Here is a 15868-nt window from a genome sequence, read left to right on the forward strand (position 1 = left end):
GGGGCACTGTCTACTTCTGCGATGCCGACAGCCGCCGCCTCAGCATACGCATCAGGGCACCCAGTACCGGCAGCTTGGCGTACAGCTCCTCGGCAGCATCCCAATAGTCCCGGTGCAGGACCACTAGGCCGGCGCCCGAGTAGCGCAGATGGCTGGCGCCGCGGATGGTCATGGGACTGCCGCCCGACTGGCGCAGGAAGTGCAGCTCCCAGGTCAGGAAGGCCTCGTCGCCTTCGGTCGCTGCATGCAGCACGTCGAAGCGCGGCTCGCGCAGCTGCTCGAACATGTCGCTGAAGATGTGCGTGACGGCCGCGCGGCCGATGACGTCGTTGAAGGGGTCCTTGAAGGTGGCGTGCTCGTCGTACAGCGCCATCAGCGCGGCGAGCCTGTCGCGGGTCAAGTTGACATAGGCGTCGATCAGGGCGCTGGTGCGTGCGTCGCAGGAATGGGCGGGCATGGTCATCAGGCTCTCGTGGCGCGGCGCACGGCTGCGAAATACCAGGCATCAGGCAGGCAGCGCAGCAGGCGTATCCAGGCCGTGAAGCGGCGTGGGAAGTTCATCTCGAAGCGGCCGCACGCCCAACCCTTGATCATGTGCTCGGCCGCCTCTTCCGGCGAGATCAGGGCCGGCATGTGGAAGCGGTTCTGGGCCGTCAGCGGCGTCTGGACAAAGCCGGGGTTGACGATGGACACGCCCAGGCCCAGCGGGTGCAGGTCCAGGTAGAGGTTCTCGGCCAGGTTGTTCAGCGCCGCCTTGGTGGGGCCGTAGGCCAGGGACAGCGGCAGCCCGCGATAGCCCGCCACACTGCCGACGAGGCAGAGGTGGCCGCTGCGCGCCGCGAGCATCAGCGGCAGCACGGCCTCCAGCAGATGCAGCACGCCGCCGTAGTTGACGGCCAGATGCCTCTCCATCTCCTGCCGGTCGAACTGCGTGGCCTGCTGGGCCTTGTAATGGCCGGCGCAGTACAGCACCAGGGCCGGCGCCCCCTGGGCATGGGCCTGGACCGACCGGGCAACAGCCTGGAACTCCTCCGGTCGCGTCACGTCCACCGGCAGGGCCACGCTGCCCGGGTGCTCGCCCACAAAGGCCTGCAGCGACTCGGCCTGGCGGGCCGACACGATGACCCTGGCCCCGCGCCCGCTCAGGGCGGCAGCGGCCGCGCGGCCGATGCCCGACGACGCGCCGATGACCCAGACCCAGCGGCCTTGCCAGTCTGCCAGCGGAGGGTTCAGCGGCATGCCTCAGTCCTTGGTGATGACCAGGATCACGTCGCCCAGGTGCAGGCCGAACTTGCTCAGGGCCGAGCGGTTGAGGATGGTGTGCGCGTCGATGAGGAACATCCAGTCGTCCAGGGCGACGTGCCAGACACGGCCGTCCACCGGCAAGGCCAGGGTGTAGTTCCAGCGCAAGGCATTGCCGGCGCTCTCGCCGCCGGCGTCGCCGACGACGTCGTCCGCCGTGCCGCTGAAGCGCCCCTGGCCGAGGGCACGCAGCCGCCAGACGCGGCGCTGCGTGCTGCCATCGCTGTACTGGAAATGTTCATCGAGGACGCCGGTGTCGCCGTCCCAGCGCGCGTCCATCCTGACGGTGAAGCGCTTGACGACCCGACCGGAGCGGTCGGTGAACATGCCCTTGGCGCTGAGCGAGCCGTTGAAGAAGCTGCGCAGGTCCAGCTTGGGTGCTTCCTGGGCGTAGTCCTGAACTTGCGGCGAGGCGCAGCCTGTCAGTGCGATGGCGACGCCGGCGCCCAGCAGGGCGCGGCGGTGCAGCGTTTTCATGCGCGGTCCTTCCAGTTCGGATTGAGACGCTCGGCGCGCAGCAGCGCGGCGGCGGCCAGCAGCTTCAGCAGGCAGGGCATCCCGCCATAGGTCCAGCCCAGGGCTTGCAGGCCCGCGGGATTGCCGCCGCCGCTCTGGTAGCCGGCCAGTGCCAGCAGCGGCAGGGCCAGGCCCGCGGCCAGGGCGAGGTTGAGCTTGGCGGCGCAGGCCCACCAGCCGAGGTAGGCGCCCTCGTCGCGGCCGCCCGCGCCGCCGTGGTGGATGACGCCCGTCAGCAGCGCGCCGGGCAGGGCCAGGTCGGCGCCCAGCGCCAGGCCGCTGCACAGGCAGACGAGAGCGAAGGCCGCGCCGTCTCCCGCCGACAGCCACGGCGTGGCGGCGAAGGCCAATACGCTGGCCATCATGCCCAGCCGCCAGGCCGGAGACACGCCCCAGCGCGCGGCGGCGCGCACCCACAGCGGCAGGCCCAGCACCGCGGCGCCAAAGTAGCCCAGCAGCAGCGGCGCCTGCCAGTGCGGCAGCTGCAGGCGGTCGGCGATGAAGAAGGGCAGCAGCGTCGCCGGGATGGCGCTGGCGATGCCGTTCAGCATGAAGACGGCCAGGAGCTGGCGGAAGGTTGCTTGCCGCCACGGCGAGGGGCCCGAACGCGCATGTGACTCGGGCCGCGGTGAGGCTGTGGCGGGCAGGCGGCTCAGGCCGACCAGGCCGGCAGCCAGCAGGGCGGCGAGGGCGAGACTGGTGGCAGTCCAACCTGCCAGCGCGGGCAGGGCGCTGGCCAGCAGCACGCCGACCAGGGTGCCGGCCTCGCGCCAGCCAGTGACTCGGGTGCGCAGCGCCGGCCCGCCACCCCAGCGCGTGCCCCAGCTCTGGTGCAGGATGCTGACGCCGCTGTAGGCCACGGTGCACAACAGCAGCGCCGCCGCGAGCCATGCTGTCACCCCGCTGGATGGTGGCCGCCACAGGGCCGCGAAGGCCACGGCCAGCACCGCGCTGCCAAGGGCCGCGGCCCACCGCGCAGTGTTGGCGCCGCGCCGGAACAAGGCGTCGGCGACGCGCCCCAGGGCCGGGTCGACGACGGCGTCGAACAAGCGCACGGCCAGCATCACCGCCCCCAGCACCGACAGCGGCAGGCCGAGCACCGAGGCGTAGTGGAAGGGCAGGTTGACGTAAAGGGGCAGGGAGACGAAGGCCAGCGGCACGCTCAGGCTCGCATAGGCCAGGCCGCGTTGCCAGCCGAAGGCGATGGACGGGGCGCCGAGGACGGGCGTGGACATCGCTTGAGCGGTCAGCGCGCCAGGCCGAGCAGGGCGTCGCGCAGGGCCGGCGCCGAGGATGGGCGGGCGAGCCAGATGCCGAAGAACAGGCGGGCGTAGTCGGCATCCACCAGCTGTGCGGTGAGCTTGCCGTTATGGAAAAAGCTCACGTCGCCCTGGCCGTCGTGCAGGCCGAGCAGGCGGTCGGTGGCGGCCACGTCGGGAAAGGCCTTGGTCATCAGGGCCAGCCAGCGCTTGGCCTGGGCCTCGTCGAAGCTGCCGACGCGCCGCATCTCCGCCACCGAGCGCTCGGCGATGGCCTGGCCCTCGAGGCGGCGGTCGTAAACCAGCTCGAGCGCGAAGGGCTGGCGGGCGTAGTCCTCGGCCACGAAGCCTGGGGCCGTCCACAGCCGGGCCTCGTAGACGCGCAGGCCGAAGAAGCGCAGCACGCCCGTGCCCTGCAGGCGTGCCTGCGGCAGGCTGCTGTGAATTTCGGCGGGAACGGGGATGTCGACGGCGATGGCTGGGAGCATGGTGAAGGAAGTCAGGGTGGCGGCCGCAAGAACCCAAAGGCGGCGCCGGATCATGGGCCGGGTTTCCTCAGCGTGAACTGGATGACGTCGGTGTTGCCGGTGTCGAAGGCAGCCTCGCAGTAGGCCAGATAGAAGGCCCAGATGCGCTGGAAGCGGCTGTCGAAGCCCTGGCGCTTCACGGCGTCGAGGTTCGCCACGAAGGCGTCGCGCCAGCGCCGCAGGGTCTCGGCGTAGTCGCGTCCGAAGGCCAGCCGGTTCTCGACGACGAAGCCGGCGCGGTGTGCTTCGGCCTCGAAGGCCGGCGGGCTGGGCAGCAGGCCGCCAGGGAAGATGTATTGCTGGATGAAGTCCGTCGAGCGCAGATAGCGCGGGAACAGGTCGTCGCGGAGGGTGATGGACTGGATGCAGGCGCGGCCGCCGGGCTTCAGGCAGGCGTTCAGCGTCTTGAAGTAGCCGGACCAGTATTCGTGGCCGACGGCCTCGAACATCTCGATGGAGACGATGGCGTCGAAAGGCTCGTGGCCATGGCGCGCTGGCAGGTCGCGGTAGTCGAGGTAGAGCAGCTCGGCTTGCGCTTCGAGCCCGGCGTCCTGCATGCGCTGCTCGGCCCAGCGCCATTGCTCGGCCGACAGCGTGACGCCGGTCAGCTTCGCGCCGAACTCGCGCACCGCGATTTCCGCCAGGCCGCCCCAGCCGCAACCGATCTCCAGCACGCGCTGGCCCGGCTCGACCCGCGCCTCGCGCAGCGTGCGACGGTACTTTGCGTGCTGGGCGGTGAGCAGGTCCACACCTTGGGGATCGCGGCCTTCGAACCAGGCTGCGCTGTAGCTCATGCTCGGGTCCAGCCAGAGCCGGTAGAAGTCGTTGCCCAGGTCGTAGTGGGCATGGATGTTCTTGGCGCTGCCAGAGCGGGAATTGCGCCGCAGCAGATGGCGCAGACGGTAGGCCAGGCGGCCCCACCAACTGCCATAGATCAGGCCCTCGACATGGTCGCGGTTGGCCATGCACAGGCGCAGCAGTTCGCTCAAGTCGGGGCTGCTCCAGTCGCCATCGATGAAGCTCTCGGCGAAGCCGATGTCGCCGGACTTCAGCGTGCGCTCGAACACCGCCCAGTTGCGCAACTGCAGCACGCCGCGCGGGCCGGGCGCCGCGGGTGGATTGGGCAACTGCAGCACCTCCCCGCCATCGGGCAGGCGCAGTTCCAACTGGCCAACGGGCAGGCCCTGCAGCAGCCGGAGCAGGCGGCGCGCGGCCAGGGGCGGCTGGGTGGGGCGGGTGGTGGTCGCGAGGGCGGTCGGGATGCTCATGCTTATCGGCTCACGAAGTTCTGTGGCGCGGTGGGCTTGGTGAAGTAGGGCACGCGTTTGATCCACAGGCGGGCGGCCTGCCAATGGATGCGCAGGACGACGCCCAGGGTCATGAAGGGCATGCCGAACAGGGCGCGGCGCACATTGGCCGGCGTCAGCGCGGCCAACGCGCCGCCGACACTGGTCTGCAGCAGCGGCCCGAGGGTGTCATGCAGGTCGACGCGCGCGACCATGTGCGCAGGTTGGCCCTCGGCCGTGGTCAGGCGCTCGAAGCGGAAGCGGTATTCGCCGCTGACCCCGCAGAAGGGCGAGACATGGAAGACCTTGCGGGCCTGGCTGGGCCGGCCCCAGCCCAGCTCGGGCCCTGCGAGCAGATAGACATGGCGCTCGCCGAAGGTGTTGTTGACCTCGGCAACCACGGCGGCCAGCGCGCCGTCGGCGCGGTGGGCGTACCAGAAGCTCACGGGCTTGAAGACATGGCCGAACACGCGCGGGAAGGTCTGCAGCCAGACCTCGCCGTCGGCGTCGCCGATGCCTTCGCCCAGCAGCAGTTGGTCGAACCAGGCCAGGGCGTCGTCGCCCCCATCGCCGTGGTCTCGGTCCTGGAAGCTCAGCGGACCCCAGCGGTTGCGGTTCAGCGCGGCGCAGGGCTGCTGGCGCAGGCTGCGCAGCGGCAGCAGCAGGAAATAGCTGCGGTAGCGAAAGGCATGTTCCACCGGGCGCAGGCGCCGATGCCAGACGGCGCCGAAGCCGATCCAGGGCGACGCCACAGCGCTCACGCCGCGCTCCTTTCTTGCCGCGGCGCCCAGGCGCTCAGGGCGTGCAGGACACCATCGGCCGCCTGCAACCCCGCGCGCAGACCGTCCTCATGGAAGCCATAGCCGCACCAGGCACCCGCGAACCAGGTGCGCCGCTGGCCCTGCAGCTCGGCCACGCGCCCCTGCGCCTGCAGCGCGGCGAGGTCGAACACCGGATGGCTGTATTCGATGCGGCGGTGCACGAGGTGGTCCGCAATCGGCCGCACTGGGTTCAGGGACACGATGACCGGCTGCTGCCATGGCAGGGGCTGCAGGCGGTTGATGAGGTAGTGCAAGCAGACCTGACCCTGCTCGCGAGCTGTGTCGCCAGCGCGCTCGTAGTTCCATGAGGCCCAGGCCGCGCGGCGCTGCGGCAGCACGGCCACGTCGCCATGCAGCACCGCCGTGTTGGGCTGGTAGCGGATGGCGCCGAGCACGGCGCGCTCGTCGGGGCGGGCACCTTCGCCCAGCAGCGCCAAGGCCTGGTCGCTGTGGCAGGCCAGCACGACGGCGTCGAAGGACTCGCTGCCTTGACGGGTCTGCAGGCGCACCTGGTGGCCGGATCGCTGGATGCCCAGCACAGGGGTGTGCAGTCGGGCGTCGCTGAGGCGGGCCACCAAGCGGCGCACGTATTCGCGGGAGCCGCCGCGCACCGTGTACCACTGCGGCCGGTCGCGGACCTGGAGCAGGCCATGGTTGTGGCAGAAGCGGATCAGGGTGGCGAGCGGGAACTTCAGCACCTGGTCGGTCGGGCAGGACCAGATGCAGCCGATCATCGGCAGCAGATAGTGCTCGCGGAAGGTCGCGGTGAAGCCTTGGGCGTCCAGGTAGTCGCCGATGGCGCCCTGCAGCGTCGCATCGGGCGCGGTTTGGGCCAGGGCAGTCGCCAGGCGGTTGAAGCGCAGGATCTCCGTCAGCATGCGCAAGAAGCGCGGCTTCAGCAGATTGCGCCGCTGGGCGAAGACGCTGCGCAACGAGCTGCCGCTCCACTCCAGGCCGGCACGGCCGTCCTCGCGCGGCACTTGCACCGAAAAGGACATGTCCGATTCGGCTGGCGTGATGCCGAGGTCGGCAAAGAGCTGGATCAGCAGTGGATAGGTGCGGCGGTTGAACACCAGGAAGCCGGTGTCCACGCCATGCACCACGCCTTCCAGCTCAAGGTCGACGGTGTTGGCATGGCCGCCGAAATGGCCGCCGGCCTCAAACAGGGTGACGCGATGGCCACCCGGTGTCGTGGCGATGCGGTGGGCGGCGGCCAAGCCGGCAATGCCGGATCCAACGACGGCGATGCGATGCATGGCAGGCTCCGAATGAACTTTATAGGTCATGATATAAACTCGTCAGTTCACACAATAACTCATCAGTATGAAAATTGCACCATAGGGTTATTTCGATAGCCTTGTCGGTCTAGAATGCGGTCATGAACACCCGTCCGTCCATCAAAGACCAGCTCCAGCGTGTGCGGCAGGACGCCATCGTGGGTGCGGTCAACCGTCTGCTGGCCACAAAGGGCTATGACGCGATGACGGTGGACGAAGTGGCCGCGGAGGCAGGGCTGGCCAAGGCCAGCCTGTACAAGCTCTTCCCGTCGAAGGAAGAGCTGGCGGGGGCCGCCATGGTGGGGGCCCTTGATCGCGCGTTGACCTTCGTGGACGCCTTGCGCGGCCGGGCCGAGGTGGTCGCCGAGAGCAGTGCGCCCGTGCCGGCCATCGAGCAGCTCAAGGCCGTGGCGCGCTGGGCGATGGCGACACAACTGGAAGGCGAGATGCCTTCGCTGCCGGCGCATAACTCCAGCCTGAGTGCTTCGCTGCAGTCCAACGAGGCCTATATGGACAGGCTGCTCGCCCTGAGCAACCGCCTCAGCATCTGGATCACCGAGGCCCAGACCAGCGGCCAGCTCAATCCGCAACTGCCGCCCGAACTCGTGCTCTACACGCTGTTCGCGCGCGCCTGCGATCCGGTCGTGGCGCTGCTGAAAGAATCGGGCCAGTACACCCACGAGCAGATTCTCGACTGGGTCACGTCCACGACCTTTGACGGTCTGGCTTGCCGATAGCAGGCGCAAAAAAAGCCCGGTGCGGGTGCACCGGGCTTTCGGGAGGCGAGAGCCTGAGGATCAGGCGGCGCGCTTGCTGGCGCGGGTCGCGGTCTGCGTGGCCTTGACGGCTTGGCTGGTCGCGGCCTGGAAGTTGGACTCGGCCACTTCAACGGCTTGCTTGGTGGCCTTCTGGACCGACTCGAAAGCGTTGTTGGCGGCAGCGACAGCCGACTTCACCAGGGCGACGGCGTTCTCGGTGCCGGCCGGGGCGTTCTTGGCGGCGTTGTCGACAACAGCGGTGAAGCTCTTCTGCACGTCGGCGAACTTGGCTTCAGCAGCCTTGGCGACTTCGGCGCCGGTGGCGGAGGCGATGTCGTAGATGTGGCGGCTGTAGGAGGCGGCCTTCTCGGCGGTCGGCTGCAGCAGGGCGGCTTGCAGGGACAGCAGCTCTTGTGCGTCCTTGACGGACAGGGCGGCGGCGGTGGTGTCAGCGGCTTCGCTCAGCGCGGTGCGAGCGACTTGCAGGTTCAGCTCGACGAGCTTTTCGACGCCTTCGAAAGCCTTGTTCGTCAGGCCGAAGAGGGTTTCGACATTGGCCTTGTGGGCGGCGAGGACTTGTTCAGCGGTCAGCATGGTGAGACTCCGATTTCAGGTGGTTGAACCGTTTGCTGTGCTTCTTTTGCTGCACTGCAACATGAACTGAATGATAGGGGCCGGGCGCCAGATTGCAAGAACTATTTTGTGCAGTGCAGCAAACTAGGGGTGTCGGGGTGTGACAAAGGTCCACGGCTATCGTGGCGGCCATGCAGGCCTTCCATTCCGATGCCCACAGCCTGGCCCTGCCGCCGGGGCACCGCTTCCCGCAATCTAAGTACCGCTTGTTACGGGAGCATTTCGAGCGCGAGCCGGGGTTGCTGCGCATGCAGCCGGCGCCGGCCGCTAGCGAGGGTGAACTGGCCCTGGCCCATACGCCGGACTATGTGGATGCGGTCCTGCTCGGTCACCTCAGCGCCGCCCAGCAGCGCGAGATCGGCTTCCCGTGGAGCCCGTCCATGGCCGAGCGTTCGCGGCGCTCGGTGGGCGCCAGCATCGCGGCCGCCCGGGCGGCCCTGGCCGAGGGTGTGGCGGCGAATATGGCGGGTGGCACCCACCATGCCTATGCCGACAAGGGCTCCGGCTATTGCGTCTTCAATGACGTCGCCGTCGCTGCGCGCTTGATGCAAGCCGAGTGGGCAAGAAGCCACCGCAGCCTGTTGCGCGTCCTCGTCATCGACCTGGACGTGCACCAGGGCAATGGCACTGCCGCCATCTTCCGCGACGACGACACGGTGTTCACCTTCTCCATGCACGGCGCGCGCAACTTCCCGTTTCGCAAGGAGGCGAGCGATCTGGACGTGGATCTGGCCGACGGCTGTGGCGATGCGGACTACCTGGCTGCGCTGGACGCGGCACTCGGCGAGGTCTGGCGTCGCATTGATCCGGGCCTGGTGTTCTATCTTGCTGGCGCCGATCCCCACGAAGGCGACCGCCTGGGCCGGTTGAAGTTGACCTATGAAGGTTTGGCCGAACGCGATCGGCGCGTACTGGCGGCGCTGCGCGAACGCCGCATCCCCGTGGCGCTGAGCATGGCCGGCGGCTACGGTCACGACCTGGCAACGACGGTCGCCGTGCAGATCAACACGCTGAATCTGGCCGCCCAGTCCTGGGCCGTCTGGGCCGCTATCGCACGCGGAACTGGCTGACCACCTGGGCCAGGCGCTGCGCCTGCTCGCGCAGCGACTCGGCGGCCGCGGCGCTTTCCTCGACGAGGGCGGCGTTCTGCTGCGTCATGTCATCGACCTTGGTGACGGCGCTGGTGACATCGTCGATGCCGCGGCTCTGGGCGGCGGCGCTGGTGCTGATCTCGCCAATGATGTCGGTCACGCGCTGCACGGCGCCGACGATGTCGGTCATCGTCGAGCCGGCGTCCTGCACCAGGCGGGCGCCGGATTGCACGCGCTCGACGCTGGCGCCGATCAGGGTCTTGATTTCCTTGGCCGCCGCGGCGCTGCGCCCCGCGAGGCTGCGGACCTCACCGGCTACGACGGCAAAGCCGCGGCCCTGCTCGCCGGCGCGGGCGGCTTCCACCGCCGCGTTCAGCGCCAGGATGTTGGTCTGGAAGGCGATGTCGTCGATGACGCCGATGATGTCGGCGATGCGCTTGCTGGACGCGGTGATGTCATTCATCGTGTCCACCACCTGCTGTACGACGCTGCCGCCGCGGTGGGCCACGGTGGCGGCGCTGGTGGCGAGCTGGTTGGCCGTCTGCGCGCTGTCGGCGCTCTGGCGCACGATGCCGGTCAGCTGCGCCATGGACGAGCTGGTGATCTCCAGGCTCGAGGCCGTCTGCTCGGTACGCTGGCTCAGGTCCTGATTGCCCGAGGCAATCTCGGACGACGCGGTGCGGATGGAGTCGGCCACCGTCATGACTTCGCCCACCGTCTGGCCGAGTTGCTCGCACATCTGGTTCAGCGCCCGCATCAGGCCGGCCAGTTCGTCCTGCCCCTGCGGGTTGGCGCGCTGGGTCAGATCACCCGCGGCGACCGATTCGGCCAGCGACAGCGAGGCGTTGACGTCGGCTGCGATCTTGCGCTGGTTGGCGAGCAGCAGGCCCATGCCGGCGCCAGCGGTCAGCAGAGAGATCAGGGCGAAGACCCAGGCGCGCTGGCGGGCCGTGGCCTGCTGGGATTCCGACGCGGCTTGCTGATCGGCCCCCATGCTCTGCACGATCTTGCCCATCAGCGTCGCGACTTCCTTGTAGCGGGCCTCGGCGTCCTGCATCGCGGCAACGCCGGTGTTGGGGTCGACCGAGGCCAGGTCGATGGCGGCGTCGGCCTTGGCCAGGTAGGCTTTCAGCAGCGGCAGGGTCGCGTTGATGTGGGCGTCGGTCTCGGCGGGCGTGGCCTCCATCTCGGCCAACGTGGTCAGCGTGCGCGTGAGGCCCTCAACCTGGGTCTTCAACTGCCCCCGCAGGGCCTTTACCTTGGCGTCGTCCAGCGAGCCGATCAAAGCGATGGTGCGATAGACGCCGCCATGCATCTCGCCCACCTGGGTCTGCACGGACACCGTGGTCATGAAGACCTCGTTGCGCTGCTGGCCGGCCTCGTTGGAGGCGACAACCCCACGCAGGGACAGCATGCTGTTGCCCAGGCCGATGGCCAGCACGACGGCCAGTGCCACCATCGGCGGCAGCAACATCTTTGAAGCCAGCTTCATCGGCAACCTTCAAGATTAGCAACCGGCGCGAGCCGGCGGCAGGGCAGGGGACGGCCAGCCATCCGCGCTTTACTTGTAGATGCCGCCGCAGACGATGGTGTCGTCCAGTCGCTCGCAGTACATCTGCTTGGGTTCGATCTTCTTGCTCGCCGGGTTGGTGAACTTGTAGTCCTGCCAGAAGCCCTTGGGGCTGGACTTGCCCAGTTCGACGCGCTCGCGGATGAAGGGCTTGCCATCGATGTCCTTGAGGTCGATCAGGTCGCGGCCGACCTGCTTCTCGTTGGCGCCGTGGGCCAGGCATTTGCCGTCCATGCCGTAGACGACGATGTAGAGGTCGGCCTTGACGAACTGCGGGTCCTTGGCCGTGATCGTGGCATAGGCCTTGTCCTTGCCGTTGGCCTTGATGAAGGTCACAGCCTTCTTGACGGTGGCGACCGCGTCATCCTTGGTCGCGTTGTCGGCCAGTGCGGCCTGGGCGCCGAAGACGGCCGCCAGTGCAAATGCAAAACTCACTACTCGGGATCGGTTCATGCGAGCTCCTTGCCAGCCGTTGTGAAATCGTTGTCTGCGGCCCAGTGTCGCTCCGGAAAAACAGATCGTGCAAGTGCATAAGCCGCAATCAGCCCCGTAAAGCGGGCTCGGCGGACGTGCATGGAAGAATGCCGCCATGACGACCCGCCCCCAGCCCGATGGCCGCGAGACATACCCCCGCTTCGTGCCGCTGACGACGCGGTGGATGGACAACGACGCCTACGGCCACTTGAACAACGTCGTCTACTACAGCCTCTTCGACACGGCCGTGAACAGCCTGCTCATCGAGGCCGGCGCGCTGGACATCCATGGCGGCGAGGTCATTGGCCTGGTTGTCGAGACGCATTGCAACTTCTTTGAGTCACTCGCCTTTCCGCAGCGCATTGAGGCCGGCGTGCGCGTGGCCCAGCAAGGACGCTCCAGCGTGCGCTACGAGATCGGCCTGTTCGCTGAAGGCGCCGCCGCGTGCGCAGCGCGGGGTCATTTCGTGCATGTCTACGTCGACCGCGTCAGCCGCCGCCCGGTGGCCGAGCTGCCGGCCTCCTATCTCCAAGCCTTGAAGACCCTGACGCCATGAGCCGTTTCGCCACGCCCACGCCCGAGCAGACCGCCGCGGTCGATGCCGCCATCAAGACCCGGCACTCGCTGCGCGCCTTCCTGCCGAAACCGGTGCCGCGCGCGACCATCGAGGACATTCTTGAGGTCGCCTCCTGGGCGCCCTCTGGCACCAACACCCAGCCGTGGCAGGTGCATGTGATGACGGGTGCGGCGTTGACGCGCGTGGCCGGCCGCATCCAGGCCGCCTACCTCGACCCCGAGCAGAACGCCGGCCACAAGGAGGAATACGCCTACTACCCCACCGAATGGCGCAGCCCCTACATCGACCGCCGCCGCAAGGTGGGCTGGGATCTCTACGGGCTGCTGGGCATCGCCAAGACCGACAAGTCGCGCATGCAGCACCAGCATGGCCGCAATTTCATCTTCTTCGACGCGCCGGTCGGCCTGATGTTCACCATCGACCGCGTCATGCAGCAGGGCTCCTGGCTGGACTACGGCATGTTCCTGCAGAACATCATGGTGGCGGCCCGTGCGCGCGGCCTGCACACCTGCCCGCAGGCCGCGTTCACCCAGTTTCATCGTGTCATCGCAGAGGAGTTGCAGTTGAGCAGTGAACAGATGGTGGTCTGCGGCATGTCCATGGGCTATGCCGACCCGGATGCCATCGAGAACAGCCTCGTCACCGAGCGCGCGCCGGTGGCCGAGTTCACGCGCTTCATCGAATGAGTTTCTCCGGCGCCGAACTCGGCCTGACCTGGGCCGCGCCGTTCGCGGGCCTGCTGTTGTCGATCGCCGTCATGCCGTTGGCCGCGCCGGCCTTCTGGCACCACCACTTCGGCAAGATCGCCGCGGGCTGGACGCTGGCCTTGCTGATCCCGTTTGCGCTCGCATTCGGGGCGGCAGAGACCGGCGGCGTGCTGGTGCACACGCTGGTCGAGGAATACCTGCCTTTCACCATCCTGCTCGGCGCGCTGTACACGACGGCCGGTGGCATCTTCATCCGCGGCAATCTGCATGGCAGCCCGGCGCTCAACTCGGGCTTGATGCTGCTGGGCGCCGGACTGGCCAGCTTCATGGGCACGACGGGCGCCTCCATGCTGCTGATCCGCCCGCTGATCCGCGCCAACGACAACCGCCGCCACAACGCCCATGTCGTCGTCTTCTTCATCTTCATCGTCAGCAACGTCGGCGGGTCGCTGACGCCGCTGGGCGACCCGCCGCTCTTTCTCGGCTTCCTGCAGGGCGTCAGCTTCTTCTGGACGGCCGGGCACCTGTGGCAGGAAACGCTGTTCCTGCTCGCCGCGCTGCTCGCCGTGTTCTGGGGCATCGACGCCTGGCTCTACCGCAAGGAAGGCATCACGCCCGCTGACCCGACACCCGACGCGCCCCGGCTTGGTCTGGAAGGCGTCATCAACCTGCTGCCGCTCGTCGTGGCCATCGGCCTGGTGCTGATGAGCGGCACCTGGAAGCCGGGCATCGGCTTCGACCTCTGGGGCACGCCACTGCCGCTGCAGGCCCTGGTGCGCGACGTGGGCCTCGTCGTCGTGACGTTCGCGTCGCTGTGGCTGACACCGGCCGGTGTGCGCGAGAAGAACCAGTTCAGCTGGGCGCCGATGCAGGAAGTGGCCAAGCTCTTCATCGCCATCTTCCTGACCATGGTGCCCGTCATCGCCATGCTCAAGGCCGGCCCGGCTGGCGTGTTCGCGCCGCTGGCCGCCATGCTCGATTCGCCGATGGCCTATTTCTGGTTGACGGGCGGCCTGTCCTCCGTGCTGGACAACGCGCCGACCTATCTCGCCTTCTTCAACCTCGCCGGCGGCAATGCGGCCCAGTTGATGAATGAAGGTGCATCGGTGCTGGCGGCCATCTCGGGTGGCGCCGTCTTCATGGGTGCAATGACCTATATCGGCAATGCGCCCAATTTCATGGTCAAGGCCATTGCCGAGGAGCGGGGTGTCAAGATGCCGAGCTTTGGTGGCTATCTGCTCTGGTCTTGCGCGGTGCTGCTGCCGCTTCTCTTCGTGATGGGCTGGATATGGATGCGATGAAGAAAGTCCTGATCGCGCGCAGGGCGCCAGCGGCCGTCGTTGAAAAACTCGCGGCCCAATTCGACGTGGACTTCCATCAGGGCGAGGCGCCGCTGACTCCCGACGAGTTACGTGCCCGTCTGCAAGGCAAGGCCGGCGCCTACATCACCGGCACCGAGCGCATCACCGCCGAGTTGCTCGACGCCTGCCCCGATCTGCGCGCCGTCTGCACGATGAGCGTGGGCTACAACCACATCGACCTGGGCGCCTGCACGGCGCGCCGCATCCTCGTCACCAACACGCCCGATGTGCTGACCGAATCGACGGCCGACTTCGGCTTTGCGCTGCTGATGGCCACGGCCCGGCGCATGAGCGAGGGCGAGCGCCTGCTGCGAGACGGGCGCTGGAAGAGCTGGGCCTGGGACTTCCTGGCCGGCTCCGACGTCCATGGCGCCACGCTGGGCATCCTCGGCATGGGCCGCATCGGCCAGGCCATTGCGCGGCGTGGCCGCTTCGGCTTCGGCATGAAGGTGATCTATCACAACCGTTCGCGGCTGCCGGCCGACATCGAGGCTGAACTTGGCGCAAGCTATCTGACCAAGGAAACGCTGCTGCGCCAGGCCGATCACCTCATCCTCGTGCTGCCTTATTCGGTCGAGTCCCACCACTGCATCGCCGCGCCCGAGCTGGCGCTGATGAAGCCGACGGCGACTCTCGTCAACATCGCCCGCGGCGGCATCGTCGACGAAGATGCGCTGGCCGCGGCACTGCGCGAGAACCGCATCGCCGCTGCCGGCCTCGATGTCTTCGAAGGCGAACCGCGTGTGAATCCAGCGTTGCTGACGCTGCCCAACGTCGTCCTCACGCCGCACATCGCCAGCGCCACCATGCCCACCCGCCAGGCCATGGGAGACCTGGCTGCCGACAACCTCGTCGCCGCGCTGACCGGTGCCAAGCCCCTCACGCCGCTGAACCCTGAAGTCATTCCCGCATGAACCGCCGCCTGATCTGCCTGCTTTCCTTGCTGCCCGCGCTGGCTTTCGGCCAGTCCGTCAAGAACAAGGGCGCGCCGCCACCGCCCGCGCCCGTCGTCGAGGACAAGACGCCGCGAGACCCCAACAAGTTCGCAGTCCTGTCCCTGCTGGGCGACAACGTGCAGCTCATCTCCTTGAGCCCGGCGCGTGGCGACACCGTGCAGTCCGGCGACTGGACGTCCACGCCCGCCGGGGGCCTGGACAACGCGGTGCTGCAAGCCTTGAACGGTGCCATCACGGCCTCGGCCAAAGGTCGCGAGGTCAAGCTCTACACCTCGACCACGCGCAGCCTGTTCGGCGACCCGGCTCACCTGTTCGTTGACGGCAGGCTCAGCCTGCCTGGCAAGCTCGGCGAAGCGGTGCGCCAGAGCGGCGCGGCCCAACTGCTGCTGGTCACGCGCAGCCGCCAGGAGCCGGCCCTTGCCGCAGCCTTGCCGGGCCGCATCCTTGCGACGCTGGAAGGCCCGGGCTTTGTGCTGGACCAGCGCCCCAGCGGCCAGATCAGCTTTGATGGCCAGGGCGCCCTGCCGGTGTTCGCGTCCTATGTGTCCATCCGCGTCGCGCTGATCGACCTCAGCGATCTCAAGCTCAGGCGCGAGCAGTCGCTCGCCGTGGCGGCACGCCTGCCGGTGGACCGCGAGGCCGCTGCCAACCCCTGGGCCGCCACGACGGCCGAGCAGCGCGTGAAGGCGCTGGAGGCCCTCATCGAGGCCGAACTCCCGAGGGCCGTGGCCGGTCTCGTCGCCCCCTGACTGC

At 68.1% G+C, this 15868-nt stretch carries 18 protein-coding genes; 7 read left to right on the forward strand and 11 right to left on the reverse strand.

Features of this window, described 5'->3' with window-relative positions:
• Nucleotides 1-10 precede the first annotated feature (10 nt).
• From ASC91_RS08100 to ASC91_RS08135, 8 genes are read right to left on the reverse strand one after another with little or no spacing between them, the layout of a single operon-like run.
• Nucleotides 11-457: a nuclear transport factor 2 family protein gene (locus tag ASC91_RS08100; protein WP_056197137.1), complete on the reverse strand. Its 447-nt coding sequence runs from the start codon at nt 455-457 to the stop codon at nt 11-13.
• Between the two features lie 5 nt (nt 458-462).
• Nucleotides 463-1239, reverse strand: coding sequence for an SDR family oxidoreductase (locus ASC91_RS08105; RefSeq protein WP_056194906.1), 777 nt, complete (start codon nt 1237-1239; stop codon nt 463-465).
• Nucleotides 1240-1242: 3 nt separating this feature from the next.
• The gene (locus ASC91_RS08110; RefSeq protein WP_056194910.1) at nt 1243-1779 is read right to left on the reverse strand and encodes a DUF3833 domain-containing protein; all 537 of its coding nucleotides are present in this window, start codon (nt 1777-1779) and stop codon (nt 1243-1245) included.
• Nucleotides 1776-3053, reverse strand: coding sequence for an MFS transporter (locus ASC91_RS08115; RefSeq protein ID WP_056194913.1), 1278 nt, complete (start codon nt 3051-3053; stop codon nt 1776-1778). Before ASC91_RS08115 ends, ASC91_RS08110 begins: the two co-directional genes overlap by 4 nt.
• Before the next feature lie 11 nt (nt 3054-3064).
• The gene (locus ASC91_RS08120) at nt 3065-3565 is read right to left on the reverse strand and encodes a chalcone isomerase family protein (RefSeq protein WP_235531903.1); all 501 of its coding nucleotides are present in this window, start codon (nt 3563-3565) and stop codon (nt 3065-3067) included.
• 50 nt (nt 3566-3615) lie between these two features.
• Nucleotides 3616-4872, reverse strand: a complete 1257-nt coding sequence (locus tag ASC91_RS08125; RefSeq protein ID WP_056194920.1) for a cyclopropane-fatty-acyl-phospholipid synthase family protein — start codon at nt 4870-4872, stop codon at nt 3616-3618.
• 2 nt (nt 4873-4874) lie between these two features.
• The gene (locus ASC91_RS08130; RefSeq protein WP_082532527.1) at nt 4875-5651 is read right to left on the reverse strand and encodes a DUF1365 domain-containing protein; all 777 of its coding nucleotides are present in this window, start codon (nt 5649-5651) and stop codon (nt 4875-4877) included.
• On the reverse strand, nt 5648-6967 hold the full coding sequence (locus ASC91_RS08135) for an NAD(P)/FAD-dependent oxidoreductase (RefSeq protein WP_056194923.1): 1320 nt from the start codon (nt 6965-6967) through the stop codon (nt 5648-5650). The genes ASC91_RS08130 and ASC91_RS08135 overlap by 4 nt, the downstream gene beginning before the upstream one ends.
• A gap of 122 nt (nt 6968-7089) precedes the next feature.
• On the opposite strand from ASC91_RS08135, the gene ASC91_RS08140 reads away from it, so the two are divergent.
• Nucleotides 7090-7725, forward strand: a complete 636-nt coding sequence (locus ASC91_RS08140) for a TetR/AcrR family transcriptional regulator (protein WP_056194926.1) — start codon at nt 7090-7092, stop codon at nt 7723-7725.
• A 60-nt stretch (nt 7726-7785) separates the two neighbouring features.
• On the opposite strand, the gene ASC91_RS08145 is transcribed toward ASC91_RS08140, so the two are convergent.
• On the reverse strand, nt 7786-8340 hold the full coding sequence (locus ASC91_RS08145; protein WP_056194928.1) for a phasin family protein: 555 nt from the start codon (nt 8338-8340) through the stop codon (nt 7786-7788).
• Between the two features lie 170 nt (nt 8341-8510).
• On the opposite strand from ASC91_RS08145, the gene ASC91_RS08150 reads away from it, so the two are divergent.
• A complete protein-coding gene (locus tag ASC91_RS08150) occupies nt 8511-9449 on the forward strand; it encodes a histone deacetylase (protein WP_056194930.1) in 939 nt (312 codons plus the stop codon).
• On the opposite strand, the gene ASC91_RS30765 is transcribed toward ASC91_RS08150, so the two are convergent.
• Together ASC91_RS30765 and ASC91_RS08160 are read right to left on the reverse strand one after the other, a co-directional pair.
• Nucleotides 9427-10962 (reverse strand): methyl-accepting chemotaxis protein, encoded by a 1536-nt coding sequence (locus tag ASC91_RS30765; RefSeq protein WP_056194933.1) that lies wholly within the window; start codon nt 10960-10962, stop codon nt 9427-9429. The two genes, ASC91_RS08150 and ASC91_RS30765, sit on opposite strands and share 23 nt — an antisense overlap.
• Nucleotides 10963-11031: 69 nt before the next feature.
• On the reverse strand, nt 11032-11493 hold the full coding sequence (locus ASC91_RS08160) for a cache domain-containing protein (protein WP_056194935.1): 462 nt from the start codon (nt 11491-11493) through the stop codon (nt 11032-11034).
• A gap of 136 nt (nt 11494-11629) precedes the next feature.
• On the opposite strand from ASC91_RS08160, the gene ASC91_RS08165 reads away from it, so the two are divergent.
• Genes ASC91_RS08165 through ASC91_RS08185 form a run of 5 tightly spaced genes read left to right on the forward strand, consistent with a single transcriptional unit; the run spans nt 11630 to nt 15864 of the window.
• Nucleotides 11630-12070: a thioesterase family protein gene (locus ASC91_RS08165; protein WP_056194937.1), complete on the forward strand. Its 441-nt coding sequence runs from the start codon at nt 11630-11632 to the stop codon at nt 12068-12070.
• Nucleotides 12067-12777 (forward strand): nitroreductase, encoded by a 711-nt coding sequence (locus ASC91_RS08170; RefSeq protein ID WP_056194940.1) that lies wholly within the window; start codon nt 12067-12069, stop codon nt 12775-12777. The genes ASC91_RS08165 and ASC91_RS08170 overlap by 4 nt, the downstream gene beginning before the upstream one ends.
• On the forward strand, nt 12774-14099 hold the full coding sequence (locus tag ASC91_RS08175; RefSeq protein ID WP_056194944.1) for a sodium:proton antiporter: 1326 nt from the start codon (nt 12774-12776) through the stop codon (nt 14097-14099). Before ASC91_RS08170 ends, ASC91_RS08175 begins: the two co-directional genes overlap by 4 nt.
• The gene (locus tag ASC91_RS08180; RefSeq protein WP_235531904.1) at nt 14087-15073 is read left to right on the forward strand and encodes a D-glycerate dehydrogenase; all 987 of its coding nucleotides are present in this window, start codon (nt 14087-14089) and stop codon (nt 15071-15073) included. Before ASC91_RS08175 ends, ASC91_RS08180 begins: the two co-directional genes overlap by 13 nt.
• Nucleotides 15070-15864, forward strand: a complete 795-nt coding sequence (locus ASC91_RS08185; RefSeq protein WP_056194952.1) for a hypothetical protein — start codon at nt 15070-15072, stop codon at nt 15862-15864. The genes ASC91_RS08180 and ASC91_RS08185 overlap by 4 nt, the downstream gene beginning before the upstream one ends.
• Nucleotides 15865-15868 lie beyond the last annotated feature (4 nt).

Source organism: Pelomonas sp. Root1237 (assembly GCF_001425055.1).
Taxonomy (GTDB): Bacteria; Pseudomonadota; Gammaproteobacteria; order Burkholderiales; family Burkholderiaceae_C; genus Pelomonas.

Excerpts from the sequence above, each read along its gene's own strand:
- ASC91_RS08125 (WP_056194920.1), bottom strand. The coding sequence starts at position 4,872 with ATGAGCATCCCGACCGCCCTCGCGACCACCACCCGCCCCACCCAGCCG.
- ASC91_RS08180 (WP_235531904.1), top strand. The coding sequence starts at position 14,087 with ATGGATGCGATGAAGAAAGTCCTGATCGCGCGCAGGGCGCCAGCGGCC.
- ASC91_RS30765 (WP_056194933.1), bottom strand. The coding sequence starts at position 10,962 with ATGAAGCTGGCTTCAAAGATGTTGCTGCCGCCGATGGTGGCACTGGCC.
- ASC91_RS08150 (WP_056194930.1), top strand. The coding sequence starts at position 8,511 with ATGCAGGCCTTCCATTCCGATGCCCACAGCCTGGCCCTGCCGCCGGGG.
- ASC91_RS08120 (WP_235531903.1), bottom strand. The coding sequence starts at position 3,565 with ATGCTCCCAGCCATCGCCGTCGACATCCCCGTTCCCGCCGAAATTCAC.
- ASC91_RS08105 (WP_056194906.1), bottom strand. The coding sequence starts at position 1,239 with ATGCCGCTGAACCCTCCGCTGGCAGACTGGCAAGGCCGCTGGGTCTGG.
- ASC91_RS08135 (WP_056194923.1), bottom strand. The coding sequence starts at position 6,967 with ATGCATCGCATCGCCGTCGTTGGATCCGGCATTGCCGGCTTGGCCGCC.
- ASC91_RS08145 (WP_056194928.1), bottom strand. The coding sequence starts at position 8,340 with ATGCTGACCGCTGAACAAGTCCTCGCCGCCCACAAGGCCAATGTCGAA.
- ASC91_RS08175 (WP_056194944.1), top strand. The coding sequence starts at position 12,774 with ATGAGTTTCTCCGGCGCCGAACTCGGCCTGACCTGGGCCGCGCCGTTC.
- ASC91_RS08185 (WP_056194952.1), top strand. The coding sequence starts at position 15,070 with ATGAACCGCCGCCTGATCTGCCTGCTTTCCTTGCTGCCCGCGCTGGCT.
- ASC91_RS08140 (WP_056194926.1), top strand. The coding sequence starts at position 7,090 with ATGAACACCCGTCCGTCCATCAAAGACCAGCTCCAGCGTGTGCGGCAG.
- ASC91_RS08160 (WP_056194935.1), bottom strand. The coding sequence starts at position 11,493 with ATGAACCGATCCCGAGTAGTGAGTTTTGCATTTGCACTGGCGGCCGTC.
- ASC91_RS08100 (WP_056197137.1), bottom strand. The coding sequence starts at position 457 with ATGCCCGCCCATTCCTGCGACGCACGCACCAGCGCCCTGATCGACGCC.
- ASC91_RS08165 (WP_056194937.1), top strand. The coding sequence starts at position 11,630 with ATGACGACCCGCCCCCAGCCCGATGGCCGCGAGACATACCCCCGCTTC.
- ASC91_RS08170 (WP_056194940.1), top strand. The coding sequence starts at position 12,067 with ATGAGCCGTTTCGCCACGCCCACGCCCGAGCAGACCGCCGCGGTCGAT.
- ASC91_RS08115 (WP_056194913.1), bottom strand. The coding sequence starts at position 3,053 with ATGTCCACGCCCGTCCTCGGCGCCCCGTCCATCGCCTTCGGCTGGCAA.
- ASC91_RS08110 (WP_056194910.1), bottom strand. The coding sequence starts at position 1,779 with ATGAAAACGCTGCACCGCCGCGCCCTGCTGGGCGCCGGCGTCGCCATC.